This window comes from Kitasatospora sp. SC0581 (assembly GCF_048159585.1).
Classification (GTDB): Bacteria; Actinomycetota; Actinomycetes; order Streptomycetales; family Streptomycetaceae; genus Kitasatospora.
Genome location: NZ_JBLRWA010000008.1, coordinates 1 through 11,807, shown reverse-complemented (window position 1 = coordinate 11,807; position 11,807 = coordinate 1). Strand labels below are relative to the sequence as shown.

Genomic DNA, 11,807 nt, shown 5'->3' with positions numbered 1-11,807 from the left:
CGTTCGACGGTGGTCCGGGCCCTGCTGCGTTCTCCCGGGTGAGACCCGTCTCAGATACTAGGAAATCCAAGTATTCGTGCAGACACGGCCGGGGCATGGTCGTACCGTGGAAGGGCCGTACGGTGTGCCGCCCCTGTAGCCAGGGCGCGCGGCCCGTGTACGCGTGCGCCTTCACGAGCAGGCGATCCCTGCTCCCGCGCTCCCTTTCCCCTCTTCGCGCTCGCCCTCCGCAGCGCCGCTTCCAAGGAGCCCGGTATGTCGCCGACCGCCGACCGTCACGCCACGTCCGCCCCCGCCGCCGCCCCCGTCCGCGCCCCGCGCCGCCGCCGGGCCGTCGAGCGGAACCCCTTCGCGGCCGCCGCCCTCCAGCGTGCGCTGGACCGCCGGGACAACGGCGGCGCGACCGGCCACCACTGAGCGGCCGGCGCCTCCGGGCCGGGTTGCCGGGCGGTGGCGTTCATCCGTCGAATGAGCCGTACGGGTGCGCCGGATGTCACCCAGTAGAGTGCAACCCCGGTCCGTCCGAGGGAAGTTGCTCGTCCCCGTCGGCGCGATCATCCTAATTTGGGGCCCTCGGAGGGGTGATCGACGTTCGCGTGGGCGAGCGTCAGCGACACGGTGTGCGGATCAGTCCCCCTGCCGGGGGAGAGGGCCCAGTGCGTCTGCCACCCGTCCGCCGACCCGCCGCCCGGATCGGCCTCACCCTGGCCCTGCTGGCCGGAAGCGCCGTCCTCGCCGCCACCCCGGCGGCCGGCGGCCCACCGTCCGCGGGGCCGCCGTCCGCCGGACCGCCGGGGCCGGGCCGAACGGCCTCCGTCCTGCTCGAACTCACCACCGAGGCGGCCGGCTCCGCCTGGCGGCGCGCCGCCGACGGGGCCCGGCGCGCCCAGCGCCCCCCGGAGGCCGTCCGCCGGGAGGCCGCGCGGGCCGGCGCCGCCCAGCGGGCCCGGGCCGGGGACGCCCTCGACCGGCTCGCCGGCGCCGTCCACCGGGCGGCACCCGCCGCCCGCGAGCTCTACCGCACCCGCACCGTGCTCGCCGGCCTCGCGGTCAGCGCGCCCGCCGACCGGCTGCCCGCGCTGCGGGCGCTGCCGGGCGTCCGGGCCGTCCACCCGATCGTCGCCAAACGGCGCGACAACGCCCACTCCGTCCCGCTGACCGGCGCCCCGCAGGTCTGGGCCGGCGACCAGGCGGCCGGCACCGGCCGGGGCACCCGGATCGGGATCATCGACAGCGGCATCGACTACACCCACGCCGACTTCGGCGGCCCCGGCACCGAGGAGGCGTTCCGCTCGGTCGAGCGCGGCAGGCCCGCGCCGCCCGCGCTGTTCCCCAACGCCAAGGTGGTCGGCGGCAAGGACCTGGTCGGCGACGACTACGACCCCGACCCGGCCTCCCCGCACTACCAGCCGGTGCCGCACCCCGGCGACAACCCGATCGACTGCGTGCGCAACGGGCACGGCACCCACGTGGCCGGCACCGCGGCCGGGTACGGCGTCACCGCGGACGGCCACCCGTACACCGGTCCGTACGGGCCCGGGCTGGACCCGGCCGGCTTCCGGATCGGCCCCGGCACCGCCCCGGGCGCGCAGCTGTACGCGATCCGGGTGTTCGGCTGCGACGGCTCCACCGACCGGGTCACCGAGGCGCTCGACCTGGCCGCCGACCCGAACGGCGACGGCGACCTGAGCGACCGGCTGGACGTCGTCAACCTCTCGCTCGGCAGCCACTTCGGCAGCACCGACGACACCGACGCCCTGGCCGCCGACCGGCTCGCCGAGCTCGGCACCGTCGTGATCGCGGCGGCGGGCAACGACGGCGACGTGTACGGCATCGGCGGCAGCCCCGGCACCGCCGCCCGGGCGATCACCGTCGCCGCCTCGGTGCACGGCCACGCCGACGTGGACGGCGTCACCGTGCTCGCCCCCGCCGCCCAGGCCGGGGTCGTCCCGGGGCACTGGAGCGAGCGCTACCAGGGCTGGTCCACCGCCGACGTCAGCGGCGAACTCGCCCTGCCCGCCGACCAGTCGGACGGCTGCACCGAGTTCGGCGAGGCCGACCGGCAGCGGCTGAAGGGGCGGATCGCGCTGCTCACCTGGCACACCCGGGAAGCCGACCGGGCCTGCAACTCCGGCCCGCGCGCCGACCACGCCGCCGACGCGGGCGCGATCGGCGCCCTGTACGCCGCCGACTCCGACCACCTCGCCGAGATCTCCGGCGACGACCGGATCCCGGCCGTACTGCTGGGGCGCGCCGACGGCGAGCGGCTGCGGCAGGCCGCGGCCGCCGGGCCGGTGACGGTCCGGCTCGCCGCGCCCGGCAACCCGCTGCACGGCTCCGTCGCCCAGGACCAGCCGGCCCGGATCGACACCATGACCGACTTCAGCTCGCGCGGCATCGGCGTGCCGGGCGTGGTCAAGCCCGACCTGGCGGCCCCCGGCGAGGGCATCTGGTCCAGCCTGGTCGGCAGCGGTACCGGCGGCCAGCGCGAGAGCGGCACCTCGATGGCCGCCCCGCACGTGGCCGGGCTCGCCGCGCTGGTCCGCGCCGCGCACCCGGACTGGCCGGTCGAGCAGGTCAAGGCCGCGCTGATGAACACCACCGAGGACACCTTCCTCGGCGACGAGCACAGCGGGCCGGTCTACGGGCCCGAGCGCACCGGGGCCGGGAGGGTCCGGGTGGACCGGGCGGTCCGCACGCCCGCCGTCGCCTACGCGGCGGGGGAGGGCGCCGTGGAGGGCGGGGTCGGGGTCTCCTTCGGGCCGGTCGAGGTCGGCGGGCCGACGGCGGTGACCCGGGAGATCGAGGTGCGCAACACCTCGAACGCGCCACTGGCGTACCGCACCTCGTACGCGGCCGCCACCAGGCTGCCGGGCGCCTCCTACCAGGTGGCACCGGCCCGGGTGGACGTCCCGGCGGGCGGCACCGCGCGGGTACGGGTCACCCTGGCCGTGCCGGGGGAGCTGGGGCGCGCGCCCGACCCGACCATCGACACCGTGCAGGGCGGCCGGGCCCGCAGCTACCGGGGCGAGCTCTCCGGCCGGGTGCTGCTCACCCCGGTCGGTGGCGACGCGCTCCCGCAGCTGCGGATCCCGGTGCTGGCCGCCCCGCGCCCGACCGGCGACCTCACGGCGGCGGCCACCGTCCGCACCGCCCGGGACGGCACCCTGGTCACCCTCGGCGGCCGCGCCGCCCCCGGCGAACAGCCCGGGCTGGTCAGCGCCTTCGCCCTCGGCGGCGAGGGCGAGCGCTGGCCCGACTGCCCGCCCGGCGGCAGCGGCACGGCGGTCGCGCCCGGCGCGGGCCTGCGGCCGAAGGACACCGGGAAGGAACCGGACCCGGCGGAGGAGGTCTGCGTCGAGCACCCCGGCGAGCGGGCCGCCGGCCTGCGCGCGGCCGGCGCCGCCGTCGACTCCGAACTGCTGTACGTGGGGGCGCAGTTGTGGGCGCCCGCGGCCACCCCGGTGGGGCTGTACGGGGTGCGGGTGGCGCTGGACACCGACGGGGACGGCAGCACCGACGTCATCCTCAAGGCCGACCGGCTGCGCGGTAGCGACGTCCTGGTCTCCCGCGCCCTGGACGCCCGCACCGGGGCCGAACTGGACGTCCAGCCGCTCAACGCCCACTGGGGCGACACCGACACCGGGCTGCTGGACAGCGACGTCCTGGTGCTGCCCGTCCGGCTGAGCGCCCTGCCCGGCGTCGCGCCCGGGCACAGCACCGTCCGCTACGGCGTCTGGACCGGCTACGCCGGGGGCGGGACGCCGGACGTGGCCGAGGCGCTCTCCACCATCGGGCTGAGCGGCACCACCCCGTCCGTCCCGCTGGACGTCCTGCGGCCGGCGCTCACCGCGCGGGCCGGCCTCACCGGGCCGGCCGCCGTACTGGCCCCGGCGGGCCCGGGCGCCGTCCTCGCCGTACGGCGGGCGGCGGGCGACACCTCGCGGCTCCTGCTGCTGTACCACCGCAACCCGGCCGAGCGGCGGGCCCAGGTGCTCGACCTGCCCTGACCGTCGGGTGGAAGGGGCGGCCCGCCGGGACTCCGGCGGGCCGCCCCGTCATGTGCCGGCTTGTGGGCCGGTTTCCGTGCCGGCTTGTGCGTCGGCGCCCAGGGCCGCCCGGCGGCGGTCACGGCGCGGGACGCGGGTGGGGCGTCGGGAGAGCCGGGCGAAGACCGCCACCAGGGCGAGGACGGCGGCGGTGGCGGAGGTGACGATGAGCCCCTCGGTGAGGCCGGGCGGGCGGAAGGCGCAGGCGACGCGGGAGGCGCCGTCGCCCAGCGGGACGCCGATCATGCCGAGCACCGGGACGGGGGTGAGACGTCGGCCGCCGTCCACCGCGCAGGTCCAGCCCTCGGCGGCCGGCACGGAGAGCAGCGCGGTGCCGGTGGAACCCGCCGGGAGGGTCGCGGTGAGGGTGTGCCCGCCGGCCTCGACCCGGGTGGCGCCGGTCGCGGTGAGCCGGGCGACGGCGGCCTCCAGCGCACCGGCCCGCAGGCAGCCGATCGGGCGGGCGGGCACCTGGCTCACCACGTCCGACCGCAGCGTCACCCGGACCACCCCGTCCGCCGGGACGGTCCCCAGCCGGTGGATCGGCACGGCGGTGGTGGGCTGCTCGCCGTCGCTGCGGTAGTCGGTGCCCAGGCCGCTGACCGTGCCCCGGTACCAGACCCCGTGGAAGTAGGCCGTCCCGCCCGGCGTGCAGGCGGCCGTGAACACCGTGCCCTCCCCGCCGGCCGGCACCGACCAGCCGCTGGTGCCGTGCAGGGCCGGCGCCGGCCCGCCCGCCGGGACGGGCAGCGGGGCGTCGTACACCTGGCTGCCGAGCAGCGACTCCTGCCGGGACCAGACCGAGGAGGTCTCCGTCCGGGAGCCCGGCGGCAGCACGGTGACCAGCGGCGGCGCGGCGGCCCGCACCGGGGTGAAGCCGGGCGGCGGGGCGTCGTCGAGGTGGGTGCGGACGCCGAACAGCGCCTGCCCGACCGGGTCGGTGACGCTCGCGGTCTGCCGTCCGCCGGCCGTCCAGCCCGCGCCGAGGTCGTGCAGCAGCAGGGCGGTGACGGTCGGCAGGTAGCTGCTGAAGTAGCCGCCGCCCTGGCCGTTCAGCAGCAGCGGGTCGTTGGGGGTGAAGGCGTGCGGGCCGGGGTCGCTGCGGCCGCGCGGCCAGTCGGCGCCCGCCCGGACGGCCGCGTGCCCGGCCCGGACGGCCGCCGGGGAGACCCCGGAGGAAGGGACCGCGCCGAGCGCCGCGTACCCGGACCAGACGGCGTTGCCCAGCACCGCCCCGCCGATCACCCAGGTGGCGAGGGCGGTCGCCCGCCGGTCGGCGGGCCGGCGGTCCAGCAGCCACAGCGCGGCCGACAGGACGGCGCCGCCGACGGCCAGCAGCACCCAGGTGGCCGGGCGCACCGCGGACCGGCCCGCCGCCAGGCCGGCGATCACCGCCACCACGGCGGCGCCGCCCAGCACGGTGAGCCGGTCCGGGCGGTGCGCCAGCGAGACCCAGCCCGCCAGCACCAGCAGCCCGCTGAGCACGAAGGCCACCCGGTACGGCCCGCCGGCCGGGATCGCCAGGCCGTGCCAGACCAGCACCGTCGGGGTCCAGAGGAAGCCGACCGCCACCAGCACCAGCGCCGCGCACCACAGGGCCCGCTCCCGAGCCCGCACCCGCCGGTTGAACGGCAGCCCGCACACCACCAGCAGCCCGAAGACGCCGATCGCCACGTCCGGCAGCTGCTGCCCGCCGTGGGCCGCGGGCAGCAGCCGGGAGAGGTGGGCGGCGACACCGGACGGGCCCAGCGGCTCGACCGGGGACTCCGGCTGGGCCCGGCCGGTGGCCAGCACCGCGACGAACAGCACGGGGGAGGCGAGCAGCACCCCGGCGGTGGCCGTGGTGACGGCCCGGCCGGCGGCCCGGACCCGGTGGCGCAACGGGAGCGGGGCGGCGAACAGCCGGACGGCGAACAGCAGTCCGGCCGCGAGGGTGGCCAGCGCGGCGGTGTACAGGTTGCCCGTCCAGGCGAGCGCGACGCACAGCGCGCCGGCCACCCAGTGCCGCTCGCGCAGGCACCAGTCGGCGGCCAGGCCGAGCAGGGGCAGCGAGACCAGGCCCCAGAGCCACATCGGGGCGGCCCCGCCGACGTCCAGCACCCAGGCGCACAGCCCGTACCCGACGGCGGCGAACACCCGCAGCCACCGGGGGCCGGGGTGCAGCCGGCCGAGCAGCTGGGCCATCAGGGCGGTGCCCAGGCCGATGGTGGCCAGGGTGACCAGGAGGACGGCGAGCCGGCCCTGGTCGCGGGGGAGGAGCGCGGTGGGCCAGGAGAAGGGGTTCATCAGGTAGGCGAAGAAGTCCGCCAGGAACGGGGCCCCGTAGCCGCTGTTCCAGTTGAACAGCAGGTCCCCGGCGGCCTGCCCGTGCAGCAGGTCCCACAGGTGGGCGTGGTACGGCACGGCGACCGCCTCCGCCCCGGCCGGCCACCGCCCGCGCACCGCCGCCGCCAGCCCGTACCCGCCCATCGCCAGCCCCGCCGAACCCGCGCAGACCAGCACCTCCCGCCGCCGCCCGCCCATCCGCACCCCGTTCCACACACCTCGCCGGACCCCGCCACCCTAAGCACGCCCCGGGCGCCCCCCGCGTCGCACGCGCTCCCTCGAAGGAGTGAGGCGATGGCATCGCCGGGATTCGAGCTGAGACGGTGCTTCCGTGGCAGCAGAAATCGCTGGGGAGATGCCGGAGTGGTTGAGGCCGCCGGCTGCCGGTTACACCGCGGACGACGTGGACCGCTTGCAACAGCTCCCGCCCCATACGGAGCTGCTGTGCGGAAGCCTGGTGTTCTCCGTCCGCCAGACGATCTTCCACGCCGGGACGGTCAGCTGGCTCGACCGCCAACTGGCCGACCAAGTGCCGGAGGGCTGGGAGGTGTGGTGGCAGATGGGGCTGAAGATCGATTCCCGCAATCGGCCGGAGCCCGACCTCATGGTGGTTGATTCCCGGGTGGGGAGCGGTCCTGGGCAGACGTTCTGGCTCCCCCAGGACGTCGTGCTGGTCGTCGAGGTGGTCGAGGAAGGCGAGGCGGAGTGGGATCGTGAGATCAAGCCACGAAAGTACGCGGCTGCCGGAATTCGTCACTTCTGGCGCATCGAGTGCGAGCAGGGGCGGCCTGTTGCCCACACGTACGAGTTGGACGCGGCCTCGGGTCAGTACGTGCCGAGTGGAACCTTCCAGGAGCGTCTGACAGTTCGACGCCCGTTTCCGTTTACGGCCACCCTTGACCGTCCGCATCGTGGACGGCAGGTGTCAGTACCTGGGACGGCGGAGTAGGGTCCGAGCATGTCTCGCACCATTCGTCTCGCAGTAGTCCCCGGTGACGGCATCGGCCAGGAAGTGGTGGCCGAAGGCCTCAAGGTCCTGGGTGCCGCGCTTCCCGCCGACGTGAAGCTGGAGACCACCGAGTACGACCTCGGGGCCCGGCGCTACCACCGGACCGGGGAGACGCTGCCGGACGACGTCCTGGCCGAGCTGAAGTCGCACGACGCGATCCTGCTGGGCGCCATCGGCGACCCGAGCGTGCCGTCGGGCGTGCTGGAGCGGGGGCTGCTGCTCAAGCTGCGGTTCGCCTTCGACCACCACATCAACCTGCGTCCGGGCCGGCTCTTCCCCGGGGTGTCGTCCCCGCTGGCCGGCCAGCCGGAGATCGACTTCGTGGTCGTCCGCGAGGGCACCGAGGGCCCGTACGTCGGCAACGGCGGCACGCTGCGCACCGGGACGCCGCAGGAGGTGGCCACCGAGGTCAGCCTGAACACCGCGTACGGCATCGAGCGCGTGGTGCGCGACGCCTACCGCCGGGCGCAGGCGCGGCCGCGCAAGAAGCTCACCCTGGTGCACAAGAACAACGTGCTGGTGCACGCCGGGCACCTGTGGACGCGGATCTTCGCCGAGGTCGGCCGGGAGTTCCCCGAGGTCACCACCGACTACCTGCACGTCGACGCGGCGACCATCTTCTTCGTCACCCAGCCGGAGCGGTTCGACGTCATCGTCACCGACAACCTGTTCGGCGACATCCTGACCGACCTGGCCGCCGCCGTCACGGGCGGGATCGGCCTGGCCGCGAGCGGCAACATCAACCCGAGCGGCGAGTTCCCGTCCATGTTCGAGCCGGTGCACGGCTCGGCGCCGGACATCGCCGGCCAGGGCAAGGCAGACCCGACCGCCACCGTGCTGTCGGTCGCGATGCTGCTGGAGCACCTCGGCTTCGCCGCCGAGGCCGCCGCGGTCGAGGCCGCCGTCGCGGCGGACCTGGCCGAGCGCTCGGGCACCCGCGGCACCTCCCAGGTCGGCGACGCGCTCGTCGCCCGAGTAGCCGGCTGACCGGCCGGATCCGAACACACGGTTCCGGCTGACGGGGCCGGACCGCACATCACCGCAGCTTGCAGCTGTTCGGCACGGCCCTCTGGATGCGAGTATCGACAGTGGGCCGTGCCGTTGTGCGTCCATTCCGGTGAAGTTTGCCGAAACGTATCTGCGGCGGTGGCGGCCCGGACCAACCCCACGGTGAAGGAATCAGCCATGAGCACGGCCACCCAGGCGCCCATCACGTTCGACCTCAAGCCCTCCGCCCACCCGCTGCCCGCAGCGGAGCGCGAGGCCCGGCTGGCCAACCCCGGGTTCGGCCGGGTCTTCACCGACCACATGGTCACCATCCGCTGGACGGAGGGCGTGGGCTGGCACGACGCCCAGCTGGTGCCGTACGCGCCGCTGGAGATCGACCCGGCGAACATGACCCTCCACTACGGCCAGGCGATCTTCGAGGGCCTGAAGGCCTACCGCCAGGCCGACGGCTCCATCGCCACCTTCCGCCCGGAGGCCAACGCCGCCCGCTTCCAGGCCTCGGCCCGCCGCCTGGCGATGCCGGAGCTGCCGGTGGAGGCCTTCGTCGAGGCCGTCGAGCTGCTGGTCCGCCAGGAGCGGGACTGGGTGCCGAACGAGCCGGAGCAGAGCCTCTACCTGCGCCCGTTCATGTTCGCCACCGAGGTCGGCCTGGGCGTCCGCCCGGCCAACTCCTACCTCTTCATGATCATCGCCTCGCCGGCCGGCGCCTACTTCCAGGGCGGCATCAAGCCGGTCTCGGTCTGGCTGTCCAAGGAGTACGTCCGGGCCGCCCCCGGCGGCACCGGCGCCGCCAAGTGCGCGGGCAACTACGCGGCCTCGCTGGTCGCCCAGGCCCAGGCCGCCGAGAAGGGCTGCGACCAGGTGGTCTGGCTCGACGCCGCCGAGCACCGGTGGGTCGAGGAGATGGGCGGCATGAACCTGTACTTCGTCTTCGGCGAGGGCAAGGACGCCAGGATCGTCACCCCGGAGCTGTCCGGCGCCCTGCTGCCCGGCATCACCCGCGACTCGCTGCTCCAGCTGGCCTCGGACCTCGGCTACGCCGTCGAGGAGCGCCGGATCTCCACCGACGAGTGGCAGCAGGCCAACGCCGACGGCACCCTCACCGAGGTCTTCGCCTGCGGCACCGCCGCCGTCATCACCCCGGTCGGCTCGGTGAAGTCCGCCGCCGCCGACTGGACCGTCGGCGCCGGCGAGCCCGGCCCGGTCACCATGGAGCTCCGCAAGGCGCTGCTGTCCATCCAGGGCGGCCAGACCCCGGACACCCACCACTGGCTGCACCGGATCGTCTGATCCCGCACCCCGGCCGGCCTGCCCCGTTTCGCATCCCGAGACGGGCGGGCCGGATCGCGGAGGCTGTGCCAGACTGCCAGCGTGTCCTCGCTTTCGCTGATTATTAGCAGCAGGCGCGCCGGTCCGCAGTGACCGCTTCCGCTGGACCCGATGCGGAGCGACCACTAGCGTCCAGACCCGCGCGCAGACCTCTCGCACCCGCGAGGGGTCTTTTTGTTTCTCCCGGACCGGCCGACGGCCCCCACAAGGGGCCCGGGGACACCGGGACCGCGCGCGGGACCATGGACAGTGGAGCCGGGACGAGAACGTCCGGCAGAGCAGTACCCAACCTCCCCGAAACGGAGAACCAGGGGTCATGACCGAGGTCACCCGTACCGACGACAGTTTCCACGTGTTCGACACCACGCTGCGCGACGGAGCGCAGCGCGAGGGCATCAACCTGACGGTGGCGGACAAGCTGGCCATCGCCAGGCACCTGGACGAGTTCGGGGTCGGTTTCATCGAGGGCGGCTGGCCCGGGGCGAACCCGCGCGACACCGAGTTCTTCGCCCGGGCGGCCGTCGAGCTGGAGCTGGAGCACGCCCGGCTGGTCGCCTTCGGCGCCACCCGCCGGGCCGGCGGCAAGGCGTCCGAGGACCCGCAGCTGGCGGCGCTGGTCACCTCCGGCGCCCCGGTGATCACCCTGGTGGCCAAGGCGCACGACCGGCACGTGGAGCTCGCGCTGCGCACCACCCTGGACGAGAACCTGGAGATGGTCCGGGACAGCGTCGAGTTCCTGCGCTCGCAGGGCCGGCGGGTGTTCATCGACTGCGAGCACTTCTTCGACGGCTACCGGGCGAACCCCGAGTACGCCGTGTCGGTGGTCCGCACCGCGCACGAGGCCGGCGCGGACGTGGTGGTGCTCTGCGACACCAACGGCGGGATGCTGCCGGGCGGCGTCCGGGAGATCGTCGCCGACGTGCTGGCCAGGACGGGGGCCCGGCTCGGCATCCACGCCCAGGACGACACCGGCTGCGCGGTGGCCAACACCCTGGCCGCGGTGGACGCCGGCGCGACCCACGTGCAGTGCACCGCCAACGGCTACGGCGAGCGGGTCGGCAACGCCAACCTGTTCCCGGTGGTCGGCGCGCTGGAGATCAAGTACGACCGCCGGGTGCTGCCCGCGGGCCGGCTGGCCGAGATGACCAGGATCTCGCACGCGATCGCCGAGCTGGTCAACCTGACCCCCTCCACCCACCAGCCGTACGTGGGCTTCTCGGCGTTCGCCCACAAGGCGGGCCTGCACGCCTCCGCGATCAAGGTCGACCCGGACCTGTACCAGCACATCGACCCCGAGCGGGTCGGCAACACCATGCGGATGCTGGTCTCCGACATGGCCGGGCGGGCCTCCGTCGAGCTCAAGGGCAAGGAGCTCGGCTACGACCTCTCCAACGACCGGGACCTGGCCGGCCGGGTGGTGGCCAAGGTTAAGGAGCAGGAGAACCTCGGCTACACCTACGAGTCCGCCGACGCCTCCTTCGAGCTGCTGCTGCGCGACGAGGTGCGCGGCAGCCGGGACCGCTTCTACACCCTGGAGTCCTGGCGGACCATCAGCGAGCAGGGCCCGAAGGGCTTCACGGGCAACGAGGCCACCGTCAAGCTGTGGGCCAAGGGCGAGCGCCGGATCGCCACCGGCGAGGGCAACGGCCCGGTCAACGCGCTGGACCAGGCACTGCGCGCGGCCCTGGAGGGCATCTACCCGCCGCTGGCCACCTTCGAGCTGGTGGACTACAAGGTCCGCATCCTGGAGGGCCAGCACGGCACCGGTTCCAAGACCCGGGTGCTGATCGAGTCCACCGACGGCGCCGTCACCTGGTCGACGGTGGGCGTGGCCGACAACGTGGTCGCCGCCTCCTGGCTGGCGCTGGAGGACGCGTACACCTACGGCCTGATCCGGGCCGGCCTGGAGCCGACCGAGTAGCCGGCCCGGGCCGGTCGGCGCCCGACATGCCTGTGGCCCGCGGGACTTCGTACGAAGTCCCGCGGGCCACGGTCGTGCGCGATCACCGAAGCCGGGCGAGCAGGGCGTGTTCGACGAGGGTGATGAGGGCGCTCTTGGCGCTGTCGCGGCGGCGGGCGTCGAGGGT

At 75.0% G+C, this 11,807-nt stretch carries 7 protein-coding genes and 1 pseudogene; 6 read left to right on the top strand and 2 right to left on the bottom strand.

Translation table 11 applies throughout. The features are described from left to right. Positions 1–255: 255 nt before the first annotated feature. Together ACLWS4_RS15460 and ACLWS4_RS15455 are read left to right on the top strand one after the other, a co-directional pair. A complete protein-coding gene (locus tag ACLWS4_RS15460; RefSeq protein ID WP_181970683.1) occupies positions 256–417 on the top strand; it encodes a hypothetical protein in 162 nt (53 codons plus the stop codon). 239 nt (positions 418–656) lie between these two features. Continuing rightward, positions 657–4,010 (top strand): S8 family serine peptidase, encoded by a 3,354-nt coding sequence (locus ACLWS4_RS15455; RefSeq protein WP_416874384.1) that lies wholly within the window; start codon positions 657–659, stop codon positions 4,008–4,010. Between the two features lie 48 nt (positions 4,011–4,058). On the opposite strand, the gene ACLWS4_RS15450 is transcribed toward ACLWS4_RS15455, so the two are convergent. Next, positions 4,059–6,572 carry a YfhO family protein gene (locus tag ACLWS4_RS15450; RefSeq protein WP_416874383.1) on the bottom strand — a complete coding sequence of 838 codons (2,514 nt, stop codon included), beginning with the start codon at positions 6,570–6,572 and terminating at the stop codon, positions 4,059–4,061. A gap of 133 nt (positions 6,573–6,705) precedes the next feature. Here ACLWS4_RS15450 and ACLWS4_RS15445 point away from each other — a divergent pair, with 133 nt between their 5' ends. From ACLWS4_RS15445 to cimA, 4 genes are all read left to right on the top strand, one after another. Continuing rightward, positions 6,706–7,323, top strand: a complete 618-nt coding sequence (locus ACLWS4_RS15445) for a Uma2 family endonuclease (protein ID WP_416874382.1) — start codon at positions 6,706–6,708, stop codon at positions 7,321–7,323. Positions 7,324–7,332: 9 nt separating this feature from the next. Next, positions 7,333–8,370: a 3-isopropylmalate dehydrogenase gene (locus tag ACLWS4_RS15440; RefSeq protein WP_380744949.1), complete on the top strand. Its 1,038-nt coding sequence runs from the start codon at positions 7,333–7,335 to the stop codon at positions 8,368–8,370. Between the two features lie 198 nt (positions 8,371–8,568). Then, on the top strand, positions 8,569–9,681 hold the full coding sequence (locus ACLWS4_RS15435; protein ID WP_049656394.1) for a branched-chain amino acid aminotransferase: 1,113 nt from the start codon (positions 8,569–8,571) through the stop codon (positions 9,679–9,681). A 355-nt stretch (positions 9,682–10,036) separates the two neighbouring features. Beyond that, a complete protein-coding gene (gene cimA / locus ACLWS4_RS15430; protein WP_416874381.1) occupies positions 10,037–11,641 on the top strand; it encodes a citramalate synthase in 1,605 nt (534 codons plus the stop codon). A gap of 82 nt (positions 11,642–11,723) precedes the next feature. On the opposite strand, the pseudogene ACLWS4_RS15425 reads toward cimA, so the two are convergent. Continuing rightward, positions 11,724–11,807: pseudogene (locus ACLWS4_RS15425) on the bottom strand (ATP-binding protein); the annotation flags it as partial.

What these genes read in the sequence shown, in the direction of transcription:
- ACLWS4_RS15460 (WP_181970683.1), top strand. Translation starts at nt 256, where the DNA reads ATGTCGCCGACCGCCGACCGTCACGCCACGTCCGCCCCCGCCGCCGCC.
- ACLWS4_RS15450 (WP_416874383.1), bottom strand. Translation starts at nt 6,572, where the DNA reads ATGGGCGGGCGGCGGCGGGAGGTGCTGGTCTGCGCGGGTTCGGCGGGG.
- ACLWS4_RS15440 (WP_380744949.1), top strand. Translation starts at nt 7,333, where the DNA reads ATGTCTCGCACCATTCGTCTCGCAGTAGTCCCCGGTGACGGCATCGGC.
- ACLWS4_RS15435 (WP_049656394.1), top strand. Translation starts at nt 8,569, where the DNA reads ATGAGCACGGCCACCCAGGCGCCCATCACGTTCGACCTCAAGCCCTCC.
- cimA (WP_416874381.1), top strand. Translation starts at nt 10,037, where the DNA reads ATGACCGAGGTCACCCGTACCGACGACAGTTTCCACGTGTTCGACACC.